25 protein-coding genes and 2 pseudogenes are annotated in these 22891 nt (G+C 51.1%); 10 read left to right on the top strand and 17 right to left on the bottom strand.

What is annotated here, in order from left to right; genetic code table 11:
• Positions 1-3 precede the first annotated feature (3 nt).
• Positions 4-510, bottom strand: a complete 507-nt coding sequence (locus tag ACO6VD_RS22385; RefSeq protein WP_422422189.1) for a DUF4142 domain-containing protein — start codon at positions 508-510, stop codon at positions 4-6.
• 214 nt (positions 511-724) lie between these two features.
• On the opposite strand from ACO6VD_RS22385, the gene ACO6VD_RS22380 reads away from it, so the two are divergent.
• Complete coding sequence (locus ACO6VD_RS22380) at positions 725-1000, top strand: hypothetical protein (RefSeq protein ID WP_422422188.1); 276 nt, start codon at positions 725-727, stop codon at positions 998-1000.
• 974 nt (positions 1001-1974) lie between these two features.
• Here the strand turns inward: ACO6VD_RS22380 and ACO6VD_RS22375 are convergent.
• The gene (locus tag ACO6VD_RS22375) at positions 1975-2328 is read right to left on the bottom strand and encodes a response regulator (protein ID WP_422422187.1); all 354 of its coding nucleotides are present in this window, start codon (positions 2326-2328) and stop codon (positions 1975-1977) included.
• A gap of 156 nt (positions 2329-2484) precedes the next feature.
• Between ACO6VD_RS22375 and ACO6VD_RS22370 the strand changes: the two genes are divergently transcribed.
• On the top strand, positions 2485-3630 hold the full coding sequence (locus ACO6VD_RS22370) for an ATP-binding protein (RefSeq protein WP_422422186.1): 1146 nt from the start codon (positions 2485-2487) through the stop codon (positions 3628-3630).
• 54 nt (positions 3631-3684) lie between these two features.
• Here the strand turns inward: ACO6VD_RS22370 and ACO6VD_RS22365 are convergent, their stop codons facing one another.
• From ACO6VD_RS22365 to ACO6VD_RS22350, 4 genes and pseudogenes are all read right to left on the bottom strand, one after another.
• Entirely contained in the window at positions 3685-4542 is an 858-nt protein-coding gene (locus tag ACO6VD_RS22365) for an SDR family oxidoreductase (RefSeq protein ID WP_422422185.1), read from the bottom strand.
• Between the two features lie 150 nt (positions 4543-4692).
• A complete protein-coding gene (locus ACO6VD_RS22360; RefSeq protein WP_422422184.1) occupies positions 4693-6006 on the bottom strand; it encodes an SDR family oxidoreductase in 1314 nt (437 codons plus the stop codon).
• A 35-nt stretch (positions 6007-6041) separates the two neighbouring features.
• Positions 6042-6275, bottom strand: a complete 234-nt coding sequence (locus tag ACO6VD_RS22355) for a PLD nuclease N-terminal domain-containing protein (RefSeq protein WP_422422183.1) — start codon at positions 6273-6275, stop codon at positions 6042-6044.
• A gap of 12 nt (positions 6276-6287) precedes the next feature.
• A pseudogene (locus ACO6VD_RS22350) lies at positions 6288-6917 on the bottom strand (zinc-binding dehydrogenase); the annotation flags it as partial.
• Between ACO6VD_RS22350 and ACO6VD_RS22345 the strand changes: the two are divergent.
• The 5 genes and pseudogenes from ACO6VD_RS22345 to ACO6VD_RS22325 all read left to right on the top strand — a co-directional run.
• Positions 6912-7322, top strand: a pseudogene (locus ACO6VD_RS22345) (DUF4113 domain-containing protein); the annotation flags it as partial. The pseudogenes ACO6VD_RS22350 and ACO6VD_RS22345 sit on opposite strands and share 6 nt — an antisense overlap.
• Before the next feature lie 176 nt (positions 7323-7498).
• Entirely contained in the window at positions 7499-7750 is a 252-nt protein-coding gene (locus ACO6VD_RS22340) for a hypothetical protein (protein ID WP_422422182.1), read from the top strand.
• The gene (locus ACO6VD_RS22335) at positions 7728-7994 is read left to right on the top strand and encodes a DUF4113 domain-containing protein (protein ID WP_422422208.1); all 267 of its coding nucleotides are present in this window, start codon (positions 7728-7730) and stop codon (positions 7992-7994) included. The genes ACO6VD_RS22340 and ACO6VD_RS22335 overlap by 23 nt, the downstream gene beginning before the upstream one ends.
• A 72-nt stretch (positions 7995-8066) precedes the next feature.
• Entirely contained in the window at positions 8067-8492 is a 426-nt protein-coding gene (locus tag ACO6VD_RS22330; RefSeq protein WP_422422181.1) for a hypothetical protein, read from the top strand.
• Between the two features lie 26 nt (positions 8493-8518).
• Positions 8519-8731: a hypothetical protein gene (locus ACO6VD_RS22325; protein ID WP_422422180.1), complete on the top strand. Its 213-nt coding sequence runs from the start codon at positions 8519-8521 to the stop codon at positions 8729-8731.
• Positions 8732-8739: 8 nt separating this feature from the next.
• On the opposite strand, the gene ACO6VD_RS22320 is transcribed toward ACO6VD_RS22325, so the two are convergent.
• Complete coding sequence (locus ACO6VD_RS22320) at positions 8740-9477, bottom strand: hypothetical protein (RefSeq protein WP_422422179.1); 738 nt, start codon at positions 9475-9477, stop codon at positions 8740-8742.
• 337 nt (positions 9478-9814) lie between these two features.
• Between ACO6VD_RS22320 and ACO6VD_RS22315 the strand changes: the two genes are divergently transcribed.
• Positions 9815-10012 carry a DUF2384 domain-containing protein gene (locus ACO6VD_RS22315; protein WP_422422178.1) on the top strand — a complete coding sequence of 66 codons (198 nt, stop codon included), beginning with the start codon at positions 9815-9817 and terminating at the stop codon, positions 10010-10012.
• A 93-nt stretch (positions 10013-10105) separates the two neighbouring features.
• On the opposite strand, the gene ACO6VD_RS22310 is transcribed toward ACO6VD_RS22315, so the two are convergent.
• From ACO6VD_RS22310 to ACO6VD_RS22300, 3 genes are all read right to left on the bottom strand, one after another.
• Positions 10106-10483, bottom strand: a complete 378-nt coding sequence (locus ACO6VD_RS22310; RefSeq protein ID WP_422422177.1) for a hypothetical protein — start codon at positions 10481-10483, stop codon at positions 10106-10108.
• Positions 10484-10585: 102 nt separating this feature from the next.
• Positions 10586-11554, bottom strand: a complete 969-nt coding sequence (locus ACO6VD_RS22305) for a toll/interleukin-1 receptor domain-containing protein (RefSeq protein WP_422422207.1) — start codon at positions 11552-11554, stop codon at positions 10586-10588.
• A 565-nt stretch (positions 11555-12119) separates the two neighbouring features.
• Complete coding sequence (locus ACO6VD_RS22300) at positions 12120-13526, bottom strand: DUF4236 domain-containing protein (RefSeq protein WP_422422176.1); 1407 nt, start codon at positions 13524-13526, stop codon at positions 12120-12122.
• A 233-nt stretch (positions 13527-13759) separates the two neighbouring features.
• Here ACO6VD_RS22300 and ACO6VD_RS22295 point away from each other — a divergent pair, with 233 nt between their 5' ends.
• A complete protein-coding gene (locus ACO6VD_RS22295; protein ID WP_422422175.1) occupies positions 13760-14143 on the top strand; it encodes a metallophosphoesterase in 384 nt (127 codons plus the stop codon).
• Positions 14144-14441: 298 nt separating this feature from the next.
• Entirely contained in the window at positions 14442-15005 is a 564-nt protein-coding gene (locus ACO6VD_RS22290) for a hypothetical protein (protein ID WP_422422174.1), read from the top strand.
• A gap of 438 nt (positions 15006-15443) precedes the next feature.
• On the opposite strand, the gene ACO6VD_RS22285 is transcribed toward ACO6VD_RS22290, so the two are convergent.
• From ACO6VD_RS22285 to ACO6VD_RS22255, 7 genes are all read right to left on the bottom strand, one after another.
• Positions 15444-16583 (bottom strand): AAA family ATPase, encoded by a 1140-nt coding sequence (locus ACO6VD_RS22285; RefSeq protein WP_422422173.1) that lies wholly within the window; start codon positions 16581-16583, stop codon positions 15444-15446.
• Between the two features lie 224 nt (positions 16584-16807).
• Positions 16808-17497: a hypothetical protein gene (locus ACO6VD_RS22280; protein WP_422422172.1), complete on the bottom strand. Its 690-nt coding sequence runs from the start codon at positions 17495-17497 to the stop codon at positions 16808-16810.
• Positions 17498-17844: 347 nt separating this feature from the next.
• Positions 17845-18324 (bottom strand): hypothetical protein, encoded by a 480-nt coding sequence (locus ACO6VD_RS22275; RefSeq protein WP_422422171.1) that lies wholly within the window; start codon positions 18322-18324, stop codon positions 17845-17847.
• Between the two features lie 108 nt (positions 18325-18432).
• Positions 18433-19314, bottom strand: a complete 882-nt coding sequence (locus tag ACO6VD_RS22270) for a hypothetical protein (RefSeq protein WP_422422170.1) — start codon at positions 19312-19314, stop codon at positions 18433-18435.
• 134 nt (positions 19315-19448) lie between these two features.
• The gene (locus tag ACO6VD_RS22265; protein WP_422422169.1) at positions 19449-20117 is read right to left on the bottom strand and encodes a hypothetical protein; all 669 of its coding nucleotides are present in this window, start codon (positions 20115-20117) and stop codon (positions 19449-19451) included.
• 245 nt (positions 20118-20362) lie between these two features.
• Positions 20363-20935: a hypothetical protein gene (locus ACO6VD_RS22260; RefSeq protein WP_422422168.1), complete on the bottom strand. Its 573-nt coding sequence runs from the start codon at positions 20933-20935 to the stop codon at positions 20363-20365.
• Positions 20932-22887, bottom strand: coding sequence for a hypothetical protein (locus ACO6VD_RS22255; RefSeq protein ID WP_422422167.1), 1956 nt, complete (start codon positions 22885-22887; stop codon positions 20932-20934). Before ACO6VD_RS22255 ends, ACO6VD_RS22260 begins: the two co-directional genes overlap by 4 nt.
• Positions 22888-22891 lie beyond the last annotated feature (4 nt).

Genomic DNA, 22891 nt, shown 5'->3' with positions numbered 1-22891 from the left:
GTGTCACTCCTTCTGGCCATGCTTAGCCTGGAGTTGCTTGGCTTGTTCAAGGTGATGCTCGAGTTTGGGTAGAGCGTTGCTGGCGAAGGCCTTTAGCTCAGCATTGTCGGATGAGCTGGCTTCCTTCTTGAAGAGCTCCACCGCCTTTTCATGGGCATCAACCTGGTTGTTGAGATACGACCGGTCAAAGGTCTCGTCTCGCCACTCCAGGATCACTTTCTTGGCCTTGTCGGTCATCGTCGCTTCATCCGGCACGGTGATGTCGAGCTTGCGCGCGATATCGCCGAGCTTCTGGTTCGCTTGGGTGTGATCGGTGACCATCTGCTGTGCGAATGCCTTGATTTCGGGGTTCTTGCTCTTTTCCTTGGCCAAGTTACCTGCCACAACTTCGGCGATGCCTGCCTCGGTAGCGGCATCGATGAAGTCGGATGAGGTCGCCGCCAGTACATGGGCCGAAGTCACGGCCAGCACCATGGCAAAACCGATTCGCTTGAGGAATGGATTGTTCATAGCTCGCTCCAGGAAAGGGGGGGGGCGCGACGTCAGTGTCGCTAAACAATGGAGCGTGCTTTTTGGCTAAAGGTTTAATTTTTTCAACAGCAGGCTTTGCCAATGGAACGATGAGGCCCAGGCACGTCTCAGAAATTCAAAGTTGCCATCGAGGATGGAAGCATGAACATCGACCGTCGCACTCCCGAACAGGGAACCCGCTACGCCCAATACGATGACGAACGTCATCGAAGGGAGGGCAGGCGTTGTGGAACTGCTGATTGATCTGATGCAATGGCCGGCCATGTTGCTTACGGTGGTGGCCGCCTGGTGCGCAGGCTCGCGTCAGGCCAGGCGACGCCGGGTCGGCTTCTGCTGTTTCATCAGCAGCAATGTGCTGTGGGTGATCTGGGGATGGCATACCCAGGCCTGGGCGCTGGTGGTGCTGCAATTCTGCCTGTGCGCCTTGAACCTGCGGGGGTGGCGAAAGAACACGCCGTCAGCGGACTGATAGCGAGGTGTGTTGAAGTAGCTCGTCGACAGCACCGCTTCAGGGGCAGCGCTGGGCAACGCTCTGGCTATGCAGTCATTTCTGGATCAATAAACGGATTTGCCATGATTAATGCGTAGCGTGAATTGGAATGCAGCTGGTTTGCCTGCAACGAACTGGAATGATACTTGCTTTGCCATGATGTTCACCCTAGATGCGGGAGCACGGTCATGTTTATCAGGGGTATCTGCTTGGTGGTTTTTGCGGTCGCATTCGTGGTTATCGTCGATCTCGTAGCCATTTATGTCTATTTCCGTGCAAAGCCATAAGGGTAAGGCGCCTAACAACGGACATTGATCTCTACCCCCAACTCTGGGGAATCTACTCGGCACCAAGATTTGATGATATTTGGGAGGATAAAGCCGCACTCGGTCGCCGTAGCAACGTGCGTAATAAGGGGAAGAGGAGGTGCAATCGTTCCGGTCGATCCAGCCTGTGGATGAGGATCGTTAGGTTAAAAAGGGCTGTTATCAGATCTTGCTCCAAATCAATCGAAGAGCAGAGCAATGGTGTGAGGAATAACCAAGCCCCGAAAGTAATGGTGAGGCGCTGCCCTAATTTATGGTGCGAAAAGGTTAGTCTTATGACAGGTATTTATTGCAATAATTTTATTGCTTGCCGTCCCTGTCTTTGTTTCGATGGGCCATAAAAATTCCAGCAATTAAGCACCAGACGGAGGCTGCGATCATAAGACTAAGGATGAGGAGCTCTAACGACATGGCACACCCACTATGAGTGGCAATAGTTAAGGTTCACTACTGATGTTTCACCGTTCCGCTTGGGCAGGTCTTGGTGGTGCGTAACTTAAGTGTGGCAGGACGCTCTGCACAAGATATCAATCATTTAGAATGATTCGCTATAAAAACACGCGACTGCTTTGTGCTGGTGGGGTTTATAAACATATCTGAACATTAAGATGGGGCGGTTCTTCACAATTAGATATAGTTTCGTGTTGCTTGGAGCAATAAGTCCAGTGTGTACGGTTTAGGAATGAACATTGCGTTCAGGGGCAGAGCCCCATCTGGAACGTTTCGGTTCCCCGACGTGACGACCACTGGCAAGCTGGGCCAACGTGACCAGATCTGCTTGGCTAACTCCCATCCATCCATAGTGCCAGGCATGCACACGTCGGTGATCACCAGAGCTATTGGAGATGAGCGATTGAGCACAGTCATAGCTTCATCTGCATTGGCACAATCGATGATGAGGACACCGAGCATCGAAAGAGCTTCAACAATGAGGTTGCGTAGCATCTCATCGTCTTCTACCACCAGCACCGTTGGGGACATGGCTGAAAAATCCAGTGAGCCTTCTTATGTTAGTGAGCTACAGCTGAGAGGCGTTTTACCCATCTGACGACTGGTCTCGTGGCGGCTCTGTACCATGCTTTGTCATTCTACTAGTCTGAGATTATTCACTCCCAAAGGTGCATAGTAGGATCGGCCATGCGACTGTCAGAATTCATCCTTGACCAGCTGGAGCCTATCCTGCAGGAGTGGGACGACTTCGCTAGTACTGTGGATACCCCATTGCCTCCGTTGGATTCCCGCGGCCTGCGAAATCATGCGGAGCAAATCTTGAGGCGTGTAGCGTCCGATATGCGCACCTCGCAACCCCCACCGCAACAAAATGACATGTCTCAGGGATACGGGTTAAGCGATGTCGAGACCCCCGCTCAGACCCATGGGGTAACACGCTTGGTGGCCGGATTCTCCTTAGATCAGATGGTGTCGGAGTACCGCGCGCTGCGGGCCAGCGTACTCGGTTTATGGTTGGCCCAGGAGAGCAAGGAGGGAGCTAATCAAGTTCAGGAAATGGTTCGTTTCAACGCAGCGATAGATCAAGCGTTGGCCGAGTCTATATCGTCTTATGGGCAAGCTGTAGATACGACCAGAAAAATGGTATTGGGTGTGTTGGGGCACGACTTGCGTTCGCCATTGAGTGCCGTGACGATGGGCGCTGATCTATTGCGCAAATCACAACATCTAGATGATCGTGAAAAGACGATCGCAACTCAAGTTGCTATTAGTGTCAGGCACGCTAATCACCTTGTAAATGACTTGCTCGATTTTGCGCGCTGTAACTTAGGAACAGGAATTCCGATCAGTCGAGTGGTCACAGAGTTGCACTACATTTGCCAAGCTACCGTAGATGAACTCCGCACCGGACATCCTCATGCACGAATTGTGTTCAACTCCACCGATAAGGTTGTTGGGTTGTTTGACCCAGAGCGTGTGGCTCAGATTTTTACCAATCTCATCAGTAATGCTGTGCGTCATGGAGATCCTCAGCAACCCATTCATGTCACTTTGAAAGTCGATGGGGCTTACGTTTTCTTCACTGTTTTAAATTTCGGTGAGCCGATTCCTTCAGATGCATTGCCTATTTTGTTTAGCCCGGAAGGCCGCTACTCAAGGTACTCCGACGACAAGAGAGGTGAGACTGTGGGCTTGGGCCTGGGCTTGTTTATAGCCGCTGAAATCGTGGCGGGGCATGGCGGGGAGATAGAGGTGGAGTCAACATTGGAGCAGGGTACGATTTTTCGCGTTTCATTACCCATCTCTACCATTCCCTATAGACCCGCGAGTTAATCATCCACCTGAAGCAGCGAATCGGCTAGCCATGGCGGGGCTAGTTGTTTCTGGTCAAAGGATGGGCTTACCTCCAGTCACAGCATAGCGCGAGCCAGAGATGTAACTAGCTTCGTCGGATCCCAGCAAAACATAGATCGGGGCGACTTCAACGGGTTGTCCTGGGCGGCCCATTGGGTAGCTCGAACCGAAGTTCCTGACGGCTTCATCAGGCATAGTGGCCGGAATCAGGGGCGTCCAGATTGGGCCTGGAGCCACACAATTGACCCGGATTCCTTTCTTCCCCAATAGCTGGGCCAAGCCAGCTGTGAAATTGGCAATTGCACCTTTTGTCGTGGCACAGGCCAATAGTTTCGGAGATGGATCATCGGAGTTGACCGAGCTGGTGTTGATGATCGAGCTGCCTTTGGGCATTGAGGGCAATGCCCGCTGGCAGATACGAAAGATGGCTGTGATATTCACGTCGAACGTCATCACCCACTCGGCATCGTCGATTTCGTCAAGCGACTCATGGGCCATCTGGAACGCTGCGTTATTCACCAGGATGTCGATGCGACCGAACTGCCCAACTGTCTTGTCTACGATATCGTAACAATGCTGCCTCTCAGCGAGGTCGCCGGGTAGAAGAAGGCATTGTCGACCAGATGCTTCGACCCAACGCGCGGTTTCTTGGGCATCTTCATGCTCATTCAAATAGGCTATAGCGACGTCCGCGCCTTCGCGCGCATAGGCAATGGCAACCGCACGTCCAATGCCACTGTCCGCACCTGTAATCAGCGCGATCTTGCCCTCCAGTCGACCGTGGCCGGTGTACGTTTTCTCACCGCAATCAGGGTAAGGGGTCATCTTTTCCTGAGAACCTGGAACGCTTTGAGGTTGAGAAGGGAAAGGGGGCGTTGGGTAGTTACGCATGATAAAGGCTCCTTCAATTGAGATCGCTGTTATCAGTTCGAACGCTCCAACAGGGGATTGTCGGAATTGGATCTCGATTTGCTCGACAGACGGTTGGTCGCGAGCTTGGCGAGGCCTTACTTCCCCGCCAAGCCCCTTCTTTTTGAATACCTAGCCGCGCGTGCGACGCGATTTGGCGTAAACAAAGCCTGCAATGAGCCCCACTATTGCTGCCCCTATCAAGAGTTGTGTCTTGTCCTTCTGGTTTCTCCAGCCACCGTCGATACAGCGCCGGCCACTCGGCGGTTCAAACAAATTGCCGGAGGAGATCCCTGCGCTGGGACTGCGATCTAAACCCCAGCGTGTCAGCCATCCCGAAAGTAGAGGCAGCCCAGGCACGAGGTAGCTGGCCAAGTGGGCAAGGCGCGCGCTAGCGCCAACAGTGGTTTGAGAGCGGGGCGATATTGCGCAATCCACCATCGCCTTCGCTACCAGCTCTGGATCGTAAATTGGCCCTGGCGGTTTGAGAGCATGGCCGGTGTAGTTGCCGCCGTCCCTGAAACCTGGGGTGTCCATTACTGCGGGATAGATATTGCAGACATGGATGTTGGGAAACTCCGTCAGCTCACCCCTGAGGGCATCAGTCAGGCCCCGCAAGCCGAACTTGCTCGCCGAGTAAGCAGCGGCATAAGGTTGAGCAACCCAACTACCTAGCGACAAGGTGTTAATCAGAATGCCGCTGCGCTGTGCCTTGAAGTGGGGGATCGCTACGTAAGCGCCACGCAAGTAGCCAATAAGGTCAGTCTGAATTACCTGCTCATGTGCCTCTAGTGGAGTGTCCTCAAAGCTGCCGACAGCACCGACGCCGGCGTTGTTTATCCAGATGTCTATCCGCCCGCGCCCAAATTCGGCTGCGTGCCCAGCCAACGCTTGCACTTGATCACTCTGGGTGACGTCGGTGGTGACGGCGATAGCATCTGTACCGCAATCGGTGCATTCATCCAGCACGTCAAACAATGCATCCTCATCCCGAGCAGCGAGCACTAAGCGAGCACCTTTGCAGGCAAAAGCATGAGCAGCGGCCCTGCCTATACCACTGGAGGCCCCCGTAATGACCACCACTTTGCCGCGCAACGGGCCTGTTATTGTAGGGGGGCTCGCAGTCGAGCTTTGCTCCTCATCGTTGAACAGGGGAAGGATGGTGGCGCTGGCGTCTAACCTCGAAAGTTGAAGCGATGTCCCGTCCACCAACTTCAACGTCAACCCTTCTATTGTGCCAGCCACCCGATCCGGAAAGACTGGCTCACCCTCGGCATCGAGATTGTCATAGATGAACCGGTTACCCTCGAACCAGCCAATAGCAGTCAAAAGCTCAGGGCCAAGGTAATACTTGCCGTCCTGAAAGAAACCCGGGAATTGATGTGCACGCTCGACATTCTCCACGCAGTAGCGTTCACCGGGTTTCATGCCTGTTTGTTCGATCATGATGTATACCCCTGTCTGGATTTGGTGGGAATGTTTCAGCCTTTGCTGTGCTCCTCAGATGTCGGCCCGGTGCCAGGCTTGATCCCTCGCGGGCCGGCGATGCCCCAGATGGCCAGGCCAACGAGCGGAAACACCACGATCAAGAGTGCCCAAAGCGCTTTGGATGTATCGGACTTGTCACTTCTGAACACGCTGATGATGGCCCAGAGGTCAACGAGTAGGAGAATTGCCGTTACGGCAATCCAGAAGTACGTAGCAAGATCGCTCATGACTTGTCTCCTTTACACGGAGTCCGCGCCACGGGTTCCAGAAGCAGCCCCTGGCACGAGAATGACCTTCCGACAGTTGTCCTGTTTCTGATCAAACATCTTGTAGCCTTGGGCGGCTTCCTCCAGGGCTAGGCGATGGGTAATGATCAGTTCAGGTTGCAGGCGCCCGGCCTCGATGTGTTCGAGTAGTTCGGGAAGGTATTTCTGCACATGGGTTTGCCCCATCTTGAAGGTCAGCCCCTTGTCGAACGCATCACCGAACATGAAGGCATGGATGAAGCCTGCATACACGCCGGGCACGCTGACCACGCCGCCGCGACGTACCGCAGCAATGCTTTGGCGTAGAGCTTTGCCGCTGCTGCCTTCAATCTTCAACGCGGTCATCACTGTTTCTGCGGTACTGCCCTTGGCTTCAAAACCGACGGCGTCGATTACAGCGTCGACCCCGCGCATACCCGGTGTTTGGCGGATGATGCTGTCGGCAGGATCATCATCCTGTTCGAAGTTGATTGGAATTACGCCATAGGCTTCGCGGGCGTAGGCCAGGCGGTAATCATTGTCATCGACCATGAAGATGGTCTGGGCGCCGAGCATTCGCGCACAGGCGGCGCTTAGTAGACCTACCGGGCCAGCTCCATACGGGTGAGTATCCGCACCGGCATGTTCAACCCAGACGAAGCTAAGTACGCCAACGGAATTCTTGTGGAGCTGCCATACCCAACTGATGACACGCGCTTGCTGACAAAGGCTGCACAGGAAGGCGTGGGGCGCGTTTTTCGCGAAGGCTTCCGTTACAGCAAGGCAGAAGTACTTCTACTCGACCTGAGTCAGCGCAATGAGATCACAGGCGATCTGTTTGCTGCAGCGCCGCCGGTTGGGAGCGAGAAGCTGATGGGTGTTTTAGATGCGGTTAACGGTCGTTGGGGTAGAGGAACAATACGTTTAGCCCGCGTTCCTGTCGATCCGGCTTGGCGCGAATGGCACTCTTTACGAATTGAAGCCGACGTCATGTACCTGAAAGCGGTGGCAGGTGATGACTACAAATGATGTGAAAATCTTCGATTGCACGCAGTACACCAAGCGTTAGAACTCTCCAATTTTTCCGGAGGCACCCGATTTTTGGGGCTGCTGTCAGCTCAAAATTTTTGCAGTCAAAGCCCTGGCCTGGATGTCCTAACTTTATACGTGCCTGATTTCAGCGCATAAAATTCGGAGTGTTTCCTGTGAAAGAGAATATTGGGTTTGCCTGCATTGACCTCGCACTGGAACGCAACAATCAGCTATTTGAGGACGCCCGAAAGCTAAGCAGCGCCGCTGCCGCTCTACTCGAAGAGCCTCATTTGGATTCAGAGACTTTTGGGCTTTACTTGCGGATGAAGCAGAAAGCAGACCAGAAAATGCTAAATGCGATCGAGCATCGGAGGTTGATCAACCGAGAAGAGTTGGATTTGACTGCACTCATTCCAAACCAATAGATCGGATTGTTGCTTCCTCAGGTGCTGCAGCATCGCCCGTTTGTTTTGGGGCATGCGGCGGGAGATACTGAGTCAGAGCTTCACCACACGGGTTGATGAGCTTTGGACTGTCTTCTGCAAAAGGAAGTGTGCGTCTTTAAGTTATTTTTCCAACCTGGATGGAGATCCCGAACAAAACTTTGTCATGAAACCATCATTCTTGAGGGATGAACCGTGTCTCAGAAGCTGCTGTGCACGGTGGTGAAGGCCATTTTGGATAGTGAAAGTGGTGGTCAAGCTCTACTGGACAAACGCGTTCAAATCGAAGGAGTTTAGGATGTTGGATATACGTGGTTTTGATCCACAGATGCCTTGGTGTGCCCACCGGGTTGCTGAGGGGTACAGCCAGAAGCTGGCTACCTTGGGGAGCTGGCTTTTTTTAGGGTGCGGAGCGTTGTTTCTCGTACCGCTTACTCAAAGTATGGCGCTGAGTCTAGCTATGCTGCTTGTGGCCATTGCTGCTTATCTGGGGCGTGAGTATAGAAAGTACGTGGAAGAATTCATCAAGCATACCTCGGTGCTCAAGCTCGCCAAGATCTTTGCTCCCACTTGGCGATATGTCTTGATGACAACCATCCTTCTAGGTGTTGGACTGGGGCAGAACGAATGGAGCTTTTTTGCCGAACAGAAGGACGTCTTCATTACTCTGTTCGTCTCAGGAGGAGCCTTTGATCTAATTAAAGGCTTCTTGGCCTCAAAATAGTTAACCCAGAGCGGATGGCATCCTGGATGTATCTGCGATCCATCCGCTGGTTGGTGCCCGCCACCCAGAAAACAGTGGCTGAACGGTGGGTGATGCCTTTCATGCTTGACGAGGCAGCGCAGCGCCTGACCGTAATGTCGATGACCGAAGGCGTTTTGGTTTTCGATTTTTTTACGGCGATCCAGAGAACTGCGGGCATCGTGAACTCTGTGGTTCAGCCATCATCACGCCAGTGGTAGTGAGTTTATCACTCCAGACTTGTATTCGTATCAGGGGCATACATGGCCTTACGCTCTTGATCCTGTTGTCTGCGGATGGATGGGTGATAGACATAGGCTCTTGGCCAGGGCTTAAGGATCGTGAAGATTAGCAAGGTACTTAGGGTTGGGGCCAGGCACAGGTAAAACGGCAATTCATTCCCACGGGCGAGCCAGAGGATCAGTGTCTCAGTCCCGGAGGCGTATCCAGCCCAGATATCTGCAATTATCAGCATCACCAAGCCAACAATCAGCGTCCCAGCTTGCTGCTGGTCTATCAGCTTGCGCAACCAACCCGCGTTCTTTTCCCTATAAATCGCCATCAAAAACTCATCGCCTGTCCGTAAGGCCTCAGTGTGCAAATAATGGAGCGATACCTCACCTCTTTCGGCGCTGCGCTCGCTGAATGCATTGATGAGAAAATTTGGCGCGAACTCGATGATGATTGCCCTCAGGAACCCAGAACACAGTGGGATGATGAGCGATACGGTGAGGCAGAATCCTGCTGCGACTATGAGTAGGGCGCCAATGGATTCCCAAATCTGCATGCTATCCGCAGTGACCGAAAGCAAATTTCTGTGAAGAAACCACGCTAGCACGGCATCGGCGTACAGTACGATGTAGATGAGCTGTATACCCCATGTGAATTCCCAGGCCTTTTCAATAAATCCGATGGAGAGGGCCTGAGCAGCATTGAGCTTGCCCTCGCCTTGAGTTTCTTCAGCCATTCCAATCCTCTTTTTGTAACGACAAATTTGTGGACAGCTTACTGGGAAGCGATTCATAAGTGACGCGTTCACCTTAACCTGCCAGCGAGTAAGGCTAGATACCTAGCTTCTGCTGTATTGCCGCAAATTTCCGAGTGCCCCCGGCTTACGATGGAAGATAAGGAAGCGTGTAAGGCATAGCTGAGTGATGGCGTTCACCCTGCAAAATCGTTTGCCGAGGTCAGCCTGACTCAGTAGAGAAAGGCCCGGATTTGATACGGGCCTTTTCGTTCCTGGCTCTCTTGAAGGTTCGCTTAAACTACGCATCGGTAATGCCGACATCGAAGATAAGTAGGACGTGCAAAACTTTGACCGGGCGCGGCAAATGGCCGAGCAGGCGTTTGGTGAAAAAGCCAAGGCGACTGTAAGGCTGTCGACGACCAGGCATCTTTTCGACGGTGTGACAGCAATCGACTTTGTGAAAGACCAGAAAACCTTAGGACGGGTGATCGAGGTGTTGACTCAGTTCGAGCATGGGAATGCTTGCTGGCTATGACAGAGGTTTGTGCTTGAGCTAATGATCATTCCTCAGCGGGTAGGGGAGCTGCGCCGATAATCTGCTGCAGCGCAGCTTTGCCCTTTATGCGAATTAAATAGCCTGCCGAGAAGAGACATACGGTGTGACGTCATTGTCGTCTATTGCTTGAAGCTGGAAGTACTGCCCATTGGCCTTCAGCGCATGGATGACGCGACATTCGGCGTAAGCGGTGCCATATGAAGTGCTCAGGCCTTGGATGTTGAGTACAAATTCTCCTGCGTAGCTTCGCTCGTACCTCAAGTCTTTCAAGGCTCCAGCCGCTTCACCATGTGCCTCGGCGATCTCGATCACCAACTCCCGTAAGGCCGCTTGATCGGTGTCGGCAATCTCAGCGGAAAACCTGACCTGGCGCTGGCGTTGAAAGCCACCGCCACCACTGGCTGAGCCTATTCGGTTAAATTTGATGTGGGCGAGCAGGATTACTTCCATGGTCTGAGCCTTCTATGTGGGTCTAACTTCTTGGTAGCAGGGGGCGGCGTAAACGAAACCAGATGCCCCCTGTGTTCTGGCTAATTCGCATTAAGCAATGACTCACCGATTGCGTTGTAGCGGTGCGATGAGAATGCTCCATAGTGTCTCGGCACCGCCTTCTTGGGAGAGTTTTGGGTCTTGCCGAGTGTGAAACGACATGCCGAAGGTCTTCAGGTATAGGGATTGGTCGTCCGTATCTACGGTGAGTGCCTCGTTGTACGAACCACCGCCAAACGAATCTCCATGGCTGTAATAGATCCCCGCGCCCAGCTGGCCACCGGTGAAAACGGTCGCCTTCGCAGCGTCGTGGCCGTCCTTGTAGATACTCGCAGAAAAGCGATTAGCATCTACGCGACGAAACACCCCTTCGTACCCCGGGTTACGAGCCTGGAGCTCCAGCAACGAGTTTTCGAAATAGCGTGCGATGTACTCGAAGCTGTCGAGCAGGAAGCGGTCTTTGTCCAGCTGGGTGAAGCTCTTAGCCATCCGAAGGTTACTCGACCTAGGGCCAGCCGGGGACATAGGGGCGGGCGCTAAACCGCTATTGAAAGCGGTGCGCTCAGATCGTGGTGCTGTGCTCGGTTGGCTATGGCTGCATCGTTCGGCGGCCTTCCGCACTTCCTTCGCGACCTGCAAGAATGCTTCGTCCCGATCAGGCCAAAGTGTCACTGGCTTCCCATCTTGGGGCGTGCCGAGCAGCTTGCCGAACGGTGCGTGGTGCCAATCGCACGGGCGAAGAATCACAGGAATAACGATCGCTTCCGCCGCTGTATGACGCTCCATAGCGCGGGCCATCTCGATGTTGTAACAGTAGTCGGAAGCGATGAAGTCGGGGCTCACCAGTAACAGAATGATTTCGTCGCTGTTGATGTGATCGTCAATAGCTGCATCGATCTCTTGGCCTGCGCCGATTCTTCGGTCGTGCCAAGTTTCAATGACCCCTTGGCGTTTGAGCATGGAAAGCTGTTTTTCCAGTTGGTCGCGCAGGGCTTCGTCTGCATGGCAGTAAGAGAAAAACACGTTCGGCAAAATGGTTACTCCCATTAAGGTAGGTGCTGTTCTGATCATATGATCTGCTCACTGCAGAAGTACAGGCCTAGGCTTGGCTCAAACGCTACGACCCACCTCATCCCAACTCGTCAGCCAAAGAGCATTGGGACAGGAGGAGGGCACGTTTAGTGATTTGGTCGAAGATCATTTGGGCTTCGTCGTAACGAATGATGTACTTCTCGTGTGGCGTTGGCCGCACGGACTGGCGGATCACGACCGACGTAAAGGTGAAGTAGGAAGGAAGACCTAGGTGTCGCTTAGGCATACGTTGTGACAGGCAGCTATGGGTCGATAGCGGTCAAGCGCGGCCAGCAGCTGTCGACCCATAGCAACGGTAAATTTTGCCCAGGGCGTCACAGAGTAGGTTTCTGGTTATTGCGTCTGTGGGATATGACCTAGATTTATGAGTAGGAATTAATTATTAATAACTTTATGGGTCGCGACACAGGAAATAGCCGGTTAGGGCCAAATATAATATGTTCTCACTGTCGATGCCCTTAAGGTGTTTCCTTTGAAGCCTAAGCTGCGATTAAGTAATTTGTACTCATGCCGTGATATCGGACTCATTGAGAGCTATTTGGTAACGCTTGATTGCTTCGGCAAAGGCTTGAGCAGCATCAGCATTAGATACCATGTACTCTTCTGTTACTCCAGTTTGTGATTTAAATGTAATGTTCCCGTAAATGCATATAGGTATTTGATAGTTCTCCTTAAAGCGGAGGTCTGGTGATCCATTTTTATTGGTCTTCGCCCATGTGTACCCAGCGATACTGGCATCACTTGGAACTCCATCCGTTTCTTGGAATCTTCGACGTTCGGCATGGATTTGCAACTCGCGTATATCGATCAGGGCGAACGCTTCATCGGCTCGCGGCATGACTGCCACACCCGGATACAGCAATATATCGTCGCCGTTAACATTTTCAAATCGCATTGCGCGCCCCGTAAATTTAATGAGATCAGTAGAGCTGAAGTCAAAAGTGACGGGGTGGCGATCAACAGATCGCGAGGCTAAAGTTCTTTCGGAAAATTGGTCTGTTGCCTTGTCTGCAGTAATATCCCAGATTTTAATACTTGTTTTTAATACATCGAATGCACGAACCACTGCAGCATAAGCTCGCTGAGAAGCATCACTACTCTCGAAAGTTATTGAGATTTTGGTGTTTTCTTCCCACGATGCAAGACGAGACACTTCGGCTTGCGTGAGGGGGAGATCAGTCTCAAGCTCGGCAATGCGGTGCTTATAAAACCAGCGAAAAAAACTTGATTTGCGTCGGACTAATTCGCTGTTTTGTTTTGCTTCTTCAGCAATAGCATCTTGTAAGTCAGCTTTTACCTCTGCTCTTTGTTCTCGTGCTTTAGCAATCAAGTCTCTCAATGGCACAAGTGATGAGCTGGTCAGGACTTCAACCGAAGCACTGGAGATTTCATTCATACCAGCTTGGGGTATATATGTCTTGGCGATGGGTGGAGTGTTGCTTTGGGGGAGCAGGGATTCAAGGTGAGGCTCTGTCGAAGAAGGATTCAGCTGATTGGCAGCAGAGCACCCATCATCGTATGACAAAGTCGGAGTTGTATAAGATAAGCCAGAACCGGGAAGCCCTACTGTTGCTCTAATTCCTTTTTGTCCAAAATTGACTGTGGCCCCGGAAACACCGATGCTTGCGCTTACTCCACGCTTACCAATGTTCAGACGAACACCTGGGAAAAGAGTAAATGTTTGTCTGAAGCGTAGAGGCATAAAGTAATCCCTATGTATAAATGCAGGGGCTAGTGCAAAGAATAAATACCAGTCGTGGTAGCAAAAAGCCAGTATTGGTGGATTGCAGCATGAATGTTGCTCATTGTCGAGATGAATAGGAGCTTTTGTTGGCGACGACCGTCTGCTTTTGGCCGTTTTCTGCCTGTCGCCAACGTCAGCTTTGGGTTGTGGATTCAACCGGTCGTTCATGAACGGCTGCTTTTGGCCGAGAGGCGCCGGCCCCTCATTCTTGTGCGTAGGGCACGCAATGCGGCCGCAGTTCGCACTGCGGATCGACATAGGGGAAAGCGCCGCCGATTTGGTGAACGAGTTCAACAAGACGTCAGCACTCAGCACCTGGGGCTGGGCGAGTCGCTACATTAGTGAGGTTTCACTGTGCCAGTACGGAATCAATAATAGATACGATTGCGTGAAGGAAAAGAGTGATTTGGTTTCTGGGTGATGCTCATGGACGCTTCGACCATGTCATCAGGTTGGTAAAGCTCCATCGTCCCGAGCCAGTGGTCTTCCTGGGTGATCTTGAATGTAGCTTGCCTCTAAACATGATCCTGCGCCCGATCCTGGAACTGACTGAGGTTTGGTACATCCATGGCAACCACGGTTCGGACAGGCCTGCGCGTGGTAACTCTTCTGTGAAAAAGCGATTCGATGCTGCGTGCAAGGTTTTGAACGAGAGCCAGCGAGAGGCAAGCGAGCACGGTAGGGGGCTGCTTGAGTGGCGCAATACAAAACGGCATCTTCATCATGCTGTGGCCCACTGGAAGGATCAGATGCAGCTTAAGTTGGGGCTTGATAACCCTAACTGAAATCGACGAACGAAAGCCCGCCTAGTGCGGGCTTCGTCGTTTCTGGGGCAGGCTAATTTACGATCAGGAGCGATTCATCCCAACCGCGAGCTTCAGGGCTTGAGCCCCATCATTGCACTGCTCAAGATCAGCACCGCCTCAAAGGCTGTTGGTTCATCAGGCCTGCATAGAGAATGCTTTTCCTAGGGGGATATGGATTAGGTGAGCCTCAACACTATTTTCGCAGGTAGTAGCACTCTCAATTTTGAATCAGCTCAGCCGAAACAGCGGTGAGCTGTCCGAGCCACTAAGGGAACCCATGAAGCGAGTCGAGCGGGATTTCATCACATTGTTTAATTGTCTGTGGTACCGGGATTTCCCGGTGTCTGAGGCGCATGCCGTAGCAAGACGTGCTGACTGGACAATCCATCTTGGATTGGTCGTAAGGCAGTGCGCCACGCTGCTTGGAGCGAGAGCCCTGTTTGAGCAAGGGGGGCGTACAGATGCGGTGATTCGCTACAGCGACACTGACACGCTTTCGTTTGTGGAGTGGGAGTGGAAGCGAGCCCACACCGATATCAATGAGTTCTCCAAGCTGCTTCAAAAGACCGATGGGGCCGTTTTCCAGACCTTCATTGGCTACAGCAGGGTTGCCGATCTAAAGATGACGACGGATCAGATCTGCGAGCACTGGCAGACTGCAAGCAAGCCGCTGATAGCATTCTTGATCACCTATGAGATGGTCGGCAAGAACCGGCGTTTCATGGAACTGCAGACCTACATGTTTGCCAAGGGCAGATACAAAAAAATCCGCTCTCAGCCTGCTTTGCCTTGGGAAGTAAATCGAGTGAAGGCAAATAACGAAACTGAGGAAGCCGCATGATCGGGCGGCGCGACTGATAAGGCGGTAGGGGGCATCGAAATCAAGTGACCCTAGACTCCTGCTGGTGCCTAAGATTCCCCTACCACTTCTCGTGGGCGTTGGTAGCGTTGAGAGGGCCTGCGTCCTCGTTTTTCCGGTTTGAGTAGAACCAAGCAGTTAAGTTGCTCGCAGTCGAGGGTGCAGTAGCCGATGCCATGAGAATGTCGCTGCTACGGACACGAAGTGGCCGCCTATGCCTCTACTCCAGGCTACCTACCAAAATCTTTTTAGACAGGCTATCAGCAGGTCGGTGCTCAGGCGGAAGGAAAAGCCGGTATCGAGTCGCGGGTTTCCCAGAGCCATGGAGCCCTTGCTGTGCAAGGATTTCAGCTGGATACAGACCAAAAGTCTGCAGATTTACTTGCGAATTTGGTACGTCCTCGGAGTGTCGAAAACCTGTCACTTCCAGGTGTGGCGAAGCCGCCAATGGATGAGTTCATCTGCCAGACGACGCATCTCTCGAGCGGCATGAGAGCGCGGTGCGAAATCCACGAATGCGCTGAAGTAGCCGTACTCCTGTCCCGGAGGGGGAGCGTCTTCCAGCATCTCGATGGCGATCCGGTACGCGCCGGTCAACTCAGTGTGCAGTGGAGGAAACTTCAGTGAGTCGACCAGCTCAAGCACCCGCTCACGGCGCCGACAGGTCGAGAATTTTGATTCGGTGATCTCCTGGTACTGCTCATCGCTCAGCTTCACGAAATCACCAACAAACTCTTCCAGTTCTGTACTGACGCCTCCCACATCACAGTTGGTCAGTAAGCCGAAATAGCTGGGAGTTGTCTCGCGACATTTGATGTTCTGCAGCGCTGTGACGAATTTTCCAGCGCTGCGTACAGCCATCGAACAGTTGGTGTCCACAACCACTGCAACTAGGTTTGCGAAACGCCGTACCAGTTCCAGATCAGCATTCACGTCAAACAGCACGTAATCGTGGCGTGCGATCAGTTTGCTTAGCTTTACGGTAGCTCGCTGCTTCCGCTCTAGAGCTGCGAGTTCGTCTGCATATACAAGCTGGTAGCTGGCTTGTTCTTTCGGCGGCAGGGCTGCCAGGTGATCACGGATTCGCTTGCGTCGCTGTTTTACTGCCGATGGGAAGGTGATGAGATCGCGCTCATCGTAGAACCCGACTCGACTTACACAGCTTCCAGGCGCCGGTAGCTCGCCGTCCTCGCATGCATAACGGTGGTTATAGTCGTTCGTCACGACTGCTACCCGGAAGCCCAGTTCAGCTATGGCCGCTGCGAGATTCACAGTGATGGATGACTTTCCAACGCCCCCCTTATAGCAGGCCACAGTGAGAGCAAGCCCACGAGGTTTCCCATCAATCTCGAAACCCAGTTTACGCATGTTGATCCCCGAACGAGCTAGGAAACTCCACAGCGCAGCGGGAGAGGGTATGCGTGAGGTGACGTTGCCGCTCTCGGTCTCCCAAGATCTCCAGGTTCGCTCAGCAACGTTGGCCCACATCGCGGCCAGATTGACACTGACATTGGCAGCCTGGCGGAGCTCTTTTGCGTGTTTTCGTAGCTGGTTGTCCATGGTCTTCCACCAAAATTGTCGGTATCTGAAGACTAACCAATTCCTAGATGGCAAAAAATTATGAGCAATGTGCTGGGTACTTCCACTATGAGCATTGAGCTGCGATCAGCCCATGCGTGAGGTCAGATGAACTCCAGTCAATTGCATGCCTTCGCCGCTCGGGGCGGCAGCGGCAGCGGCTGAGCACACCAAAAGCGTCAGCCGTTTTTCACGGATCGAAGAGATCACCATCCGGCATAATGGCTCACAAGCTTTGCCCATGTTTTCAATGAATGCTTATCTTGGCGAAGAATTTCAAGAGCCTCTACTGCAGAAATCTTAGTTGGACATCCGCCGATGAGAAAGACTTTGTCACGTTCCTGAAGGTAAAGATGCAGCAGGGTAAGAACCATAATCCTCTGAATTGGCTCCATGGATCTGTAGGACTTGCGCATAGCCTTCAATAGTTCTGGAATAGGCTTAGACTGTTCATAATCAAACCCCTGCGGTCGCATTGTGTAGTGTCGGCCTTCTGAACCATAGGGCCTGACTTGGATGAAGCAACTCTCTAAGCCATAATCGTTCACAATCTGCCAAGAGGTTTCGCCAAAAATTTCTCCACGCTGGGCTGCTGATGGGAAGATCGGTGGCTCTGCACCGCAAATAATAGCGAGCGCAGTACTTTCAATGGCGTCCATGCAAGAAATCTGAATAACCAAATCAACAAGTGAGTAATTAGGAATGCGACCTGCGGCGAAGATGGGGTCAATAGCCGCATAGGCAGCCACAGCCACGGGGGTGCGAGAATGATGGATGTAACCCGAGCTTGCCGTTTCCATATCGGTGAATGCCCAGATGCCTGTAGAGGTTTTGTAAACGCCTAGTTCATTAATAAGTGCAATTGCGTCATCCACGTATCGACTGTAGCTGCTCATAGATATATCCCGTATTACAAGACTTTTAAAAATGCCTTTAGGCGCACAGTTATGTAAACGTCCGCCTAACTAACCTTGCGTAAGTCAGGACGGTATCCCATTGCGCACTGCGTCAATGTCGTTATCCATCGGTGGCCAGCGTCCCGTTGACGTTGCCAACAACTGAGGTTGCCCCGCGATCACCGACCCATTTCGCCAGCTCTTCTACCGCAGCTCTGAGGGCGTCCTGGTTGTGACTGAGACGTTCAAGAATCTCAGCGGCGGTTCGAAGCTCTTTTATAGGATGTTCTCGAAAAGTGTGGATGAGGTCAGGCTACGGTACCTCAAAATTGCAGAGCGTTTGACGATCAATCAGTTCGCCGTAGCTGCGACTCAGACCACTGATTGATACGATCACGCCGCGATTCGTTCATCATGTCGGTGGCCGAGTTAAGCAGTTGGAGGATGTAGCATTGATCTTGGTCTTCCGGAAACCAGTCGGAGAACTCGACATTGCAGTGCTTCGACTTGCCGAACGCCCAGGCGAGAACCATATCTGCAGCGGCACGAAAATGATCAGCTATGTAGATCTCGTGATCGATCGTCCAGCCGCGTCGCTTGAGCTCCAGACTAGCGTCCCAGATGCCAAACTCACCAAAATAGACTGAGGTATCGGGGTAATGGATACCCGCGAGTGAAACCTTGAGCTGGCCAGCTTCCCTGTCCCAGTAGGAAAGGTGATGCCAGCCGCCTGTGGTCGCCTCCGGCCAAGGAAAATTGATAGCTGCTTTAGCTGTGATGTAATGCTCACGAGATACTCGGCGTAGGTCAACATCAAAGCGGGGCATGCTCAATTTCTCTTGGTGCTCTCGGAAAGGTACTTCCGCCCATGGTGGAGACCGCAAATCATCGTGTGACTGAATCTCGTTGTACATTCGAGATCTAGGCATGTCTCATCATCTCGAGGCCATTTGAGCTGCACGCTTTATTGTGACGGAGTAGTTACTTTTCTTAGGAACGACCAGGTTCGGTTCGATCCCCGCGCCGCGCGCCCAACATGCGAAAATCCGTCGTAACTCCACTATCGTCATAGGTGACTTAGAGTCACGATCTGAGGCAAAAAGGTAATCCTCCGATGATAGCTTCGAGGCTTGAATGTACTGATGAATGGAATTTGGCATAGCAAAGAGAGCCCTGCTCGTCGATGCCCTAAACGCCTGAATTTCGATCATCGGTTCACCGGCAGTGAATCTTTTGATTTGGTCGACTTTGCAGGGCAGAAACTCCAATGGCCGGAGGCCTGACATCAGGAAAATTAACAACGCATGATCTCTCATGCTTCCCGAAGCGGCGACAAAACCAGCAATGCGGCGAAGTTGATCTGAGCTTGGCTGAGGGACTGTAGACGCGAGATATGGTGTTACCAGATTGTGAACTCTAGTTTCTGGATTTGTTGAACCTTCATTGATCGTGTGCGGCTTGGGCAGTTTCTGAGAGTTGAGCGCCGTGAGAGAAAAGAGAGGTAGCGTTGCCACGAGCCGCTCCAGCTGCGCATAGTCGGAAGCTGGCCACTCTTCTGGCTCCAAGACGGCTTTTAAAGCTGACAAAATTCCAAGTCTGACCTCTGCCTCTACCGGGGATGGTTCACCTGCATGCGATAGTTTGGACGCTTGGAGAAGATCGTGGTAGTCGCGGTATCCCAACCCCCTGGAAACCACCTCTCGGAGATGCGAAAGTGAAACCGGATTTGGGCCGCACCATTTTTTATGTAGGATCTTTGCAAGCCTCTTAACGCCGCGGTTAGGGACGAGATCATCTGGATACACAGGAACGCGCATGGCATATCTCCAATAGCGTCAGGGTGTCGGCTGCCCGCTGACTATTGTCGAAGTGCGTGCAGGGAGGTGGTGCTACCTGTGGGCTTTGCCTTTGCGAGCCGACCGCGCGATGCAGGTTACATCGCAGCTGTTTCTTAGGTGTCTTTCTTCGTATCACCTAGGAGTAGGTAATACTTCGCCGTCTGATATGTAGTGTGGCCCATCATGCTGTTTATTGATTGCATTATGGTATGGCAAATCGGTTTGAATACTGAGTGGATCATACCTTGATGTGGTAGATAAGGCACGAAATAATCTTCTTCAAATATTTCATTTGAGCACATACTGATAGTTGGCAACTCATACCGCACAAACCCAAGTACATTAGACTTAAGGATGTCTCTGGCAACCGACCAAAACGGATAATCAGAACGACCTGAATAAACCTCGTCCTCGCTCGCAAAAGTTGCTGATAGTCGCCCATTACGATCCATGCTTATGACCGAGCTCCATAAATTTTCAAGGGATCGGACTGTGTTGCTGGCTACATCGCTGCACAAAAAAAGATAGAGCGCGTCTTTGTGTGCGGCGATTAGCTTAACCGCAGACATGGCGCCATGAATGTGTGCTCGCTCCAAGGTTTCGATAACTAAACTGTCGTCCAGAGGCTGACTGCACATTACCGCGAAACGCTGCCTGGCTGCCTGAGGCATCAGCTCGAGATTCGAACTTTTCCATTGCAGGCAGCTAAATACTAATTGATGAAAGCCATCTTTAGTTTCCTCGAGATTACGTTCTTGACGCAGTATGAGTGAAGAGGTCATTTCGGCTTCCCTCCTGAGTGGTAACGGATAATAAAGACAATAGGAAGGGCTTGGTCAAGAGTGACCGTGAAATGGCAGATGCTTTTCCGACGAAATATCAGTATGTTAAATCTATACCCATTGACCTTCGCACGTGGTCGCCGAAATATCATTCACCGATAAAGAATTTTGCAGGCCACTAGGAGTTGGCTGCTTAGAGGAGGCTTAAAAATAGTAAGTAATTCGGTGGAAGTGTTATAGGACTATTAGTTTCTAATATTGTTCAATGAGCTCATCATCTGTCGCAGTTGTATTGTAAGTCGTGAGTTTCTGTCTTGGAGTTCAGCTTTTTCAGCTTTTAAGTTATCAATCTGTGCTATTAGATTCTTGTGGCTGTCAATAATTTGGCTCTCGATTGATCTGGTAAGCGCTTCGGCGAGCCTTAAATTGGTAAGGCGTTCAATTTCTGCTGCTTGAATTATATTTTTCTTATGGAGTTCGGCTTTGGTGAGTTTCTTGCCGTACGTATACTTGGTTGCTGAAATAATATTCCATAGCTCATCAAGTTCAAGGTTTTTTTCAATGATAAGGTTGTTGATCTCTGGCTGCCGCCTTATGCTCAAGAGGCTCGGATCAACCCCGCTATCTATAGCGACTCTGCGCGCTATAATTCTACGTTCTTTAATGGTTAGTTCGTTTTTTGATTCAATTGCTCCCTTAATTTTTTCAAATTCTTTGCATACGTTTTGAAATAATTTTCGCTTAGTTTCGGAGTTGACCCACATGGGCTCCTTGGAAGGATCCGAAGAAATAGCGTATTCGTCGAGACTAAATTTCATGCTGGCACCCGTTCGTCTAAGCGGCGCTCGATTCTCTTGACAACCTCGAAGCTCATGTCGCGCAATACCGTTAAAGGGTGATTTTCAGCAATAAATGTATGCGATATTTTTATCCTCTCCAGTTCCATCCTTTGTAAGGTATTGTTCATGCTGTGAGGACATCCTGCGCATACCTCCGGCCCGCTTCGTTGATCGACGTTAGGCGTACCTGTTTCCCGATCATGACACTTTGCGATGTGCTGTTCATTCGCTCGAAGCGCACAATAACCCCATTCAAATGCGGTAAATCTCACAAATTGATCTGCCAATTCTTGGAGTTCAAATTCGAATTCATCTGCAGAAAGTACCGATATTCTAGACATTTCAATCTCAATCCGTTTCGCCGCAGGCCCATAGAAACGGTCTTCAATTTTTCCCAATGCGACTCGCCCCATTACTTCCTTGAGGTAATCCCGCTCCATGCTGATCTGAACAGATTCGCTCAACTTATTTCGTGTATATCGTCGCGTGTGATAAGAACCATATGAATGACGAAAATGCTCGCGAATTTTCTCTAAAACATTTCCATCAAACCTTCTAAGCGCAAACTCGGCGAATGTATGGCGGGCTTGGTGAGGGGAGACCTCACTATGTATTTCGCCCGCTTCGGGGTATTTTTGTACCACATAATTTTGGTAAAATTCCTTGAACCATTTTCGAAGTGTTGGCAGGCTATACCCAGAGTCCTTTAACCACTCCTGCGCACTAAGCTTTCCCCAGCCTCGTGCGAGAACAAAAGCCCCAGCTCTATATCCACTGTGTATTAGAGGTAGATTGAGCTTTAGAGAGTCCACGGCGGAAATATTTTTCATTAAAGTAGCCGCTTCAGCGGCCAGGCCATGGAGAGAGCGAGGATGAGAGAATCCTGCTTCTGTTTTGTTGTTCTCGGAGTTAAACCACCAAGATCCGTCAGGCTCTTGGGTGTAGTCATGAATCTTCATTCCATGGATTTCAACTAGGCGGAAACCGCTCAGTAGTGCAATGACTGCCAGGGTCGCTTTGGACAGCTCTTGGCAAAAGTCTCCTAGCTTCCCAACATGACTCCAGGGTAATCGATCAAAATGGGAAGATGTTGAAGCATCAATTGCCTCGCCTAGTTCCCTTGCTGATTCTGCCCAGTCCCTTTCAAAACGTGTCAAAATATAATCTGGTGATTGCATCCTTCGATATAGTTCAAGCCTATCTTGGTTAGAAAACCACATTTGTATATTGGTTTTTCGCTTGCGCCACTGTTCGAAAAATATAACAGCAATTTTAGCTTCGTCTGACTCTATCAATGTGATAGCTTCGGCGAGCATTAGCGATGCGCAGGTTAACGGTATAGAGCCATAGCTGCCCCCTTTTTGCCAAATGGCATACTCTATGCCCAAGGGGTCGAGAAGAGGCTTCATGGTGCTTTTTCTAAAAGCCTCATTAATTCGAAGAGTAATGCCGTCAACAAGTTTTCCCGAATGTAAGTAAAAACCCATTCGGTCAAAGATGGTGCTAAGCATCTTCATAGTTGAAAATCCTAGTATTTCACGACCATCTTGGTTGTCATGTTTTTTAATTAAAAAGTATCGAAACAGCTGTTGCAATTCTAATCTTGTAAGTGATTGAAGTGTCCTCTCAGGAAATACTCTTTCCCAGTATTCACATATGTCGCGAAGGTAGGCAATCTCTTGGCGTGCACTAGATAGGCTGCTGACAGTAATCCTGTTTTTATCGTCTGCGTACCCCCTCGATATTTCACCTTCCAAAAAATACATTTGTGCATATACCTTCTTTGCCAAAGAACAATTCCACACGAAACTTACTGTGTAAAAATTACCTGTTAACGGATCCTGAATCTGAAAGTGATCGTCTCCATATTGATTTTGTATGGCTTCGTTCTGTGCGTTCAAGGTAAATAAGGCAGTAGAGTTTCTAGGCATAGGG

The organism is Pseudomonas sp. GZD-222 (assembly GCF_049310525.1).
In the GTDB taxonomy this organism is placed as follows: domain Bacteria; phylum Pseudomonadota; class Gammaproteobacteria; order Pseudomonadales; family Pseudomonadaceae; genus Aquipseudomonas.
Note: the sequence above shows the minus strand (reverse complement) of the source record. Positions and strands in the feature narration are given on the sequence as shown.